The organism is Oleiphilus sp. HI0066, assembly GCF_001635725.1.
Genome location: NZ_LWFH01001809.1, coordinates 1 through 761, shown reverse-complemented (window position 1 = coordinate 761; position 761 = coordinate 1). Strand labels below are relative to the sequence as shown.

The following is a 761-nucleotide window of genomic DNA, read 5'->3' as shown; positions in this document are numbered from 1 at the left end:
TGTCTATCTTATTCCGATTCTAGTGGCGATTATGTAGCCCTGGTCGAAGAGCAAAGTGTAAACGATAAGGCAAGTACAATGATGTCTGCCGTTATTGATTTGCAAACCAAAGGTCCGATACAAAAACTGGCAGTAGCTTGTGCGGGGTTAAAAGTTGAAGATCGCTGTTATATAGAAGATTTAACGATAAAAAGAATAACTCAAGAACAAAAAATTAGTGCATAGAGAGGTTAAGCGCTGCTGNGATAATGAAAGCAGCGCTTGAGATGCTTAGCGTGTAGGAAGAACGTCCTTCAATTTCGCATGCATATCTAGAATAGCTTTCTCTGTAGTTTCCCAATCAATACAACCATCTGTCACAGATACGCCGTATTCCAGCTCTTCTAAGTTTTCAGGAATTGATTGATTCCCGAAATTAATATTACTTTCGATCATCAATCCAATGATTGACTTGTTACCGTCAATAATTTGATTCGTAGCGTCTTGCATTACCAGTGGTTGCAATGCTGGATCTTTGTTTGAGTTTGCATGGCTACAATCAATCATAATATTGCTTGCCAGATTTGCTTTCTCTAGAGCTTGTTCGCAGAGCGCAACGTTCACGGAATCGTAGTTTGGCTTACCGCCGCCGCCACGCAATACAACGTGTGCGTATGGGTTACCTTTTGTACGTACAATTGAACATTGGCCTTCATGGTTGATTCCCAGGAAGCTATGAGGGTGTGCGACTGATCCAAGTGCATTGATTGCTACACCAAGTC

The 761-nt window shown here is 41.6% G+C and carries 2 protein-coding genes; one reads left to right on the top strand and one right to left on the bottom strand.

Going from position 1 to position 761, the window contains the following annotated elements; translation table 11 throughout:
* A partial coding sequence (locus tag A3738_RS30255) for a hypothetical protein (RefSeq protein WP_231876785.1) occupies positions 1–225 on the top strand: 225 nt, incomplete at its 5' end.
* 45 nt (positions 226–270) lie between these two features.
* Here A3738_RS30255 and A3738_RS28065 read toward each other — a convergent pair.
* A partial coding sequence (locus A3738_RS28065; RefSeq protein WP_068764009.1) for a 3-deoxy-7-phosphoheptulonate synthase occupies positions 271–761 on the bottom strand: 491 nt, incomplete at its 5' end.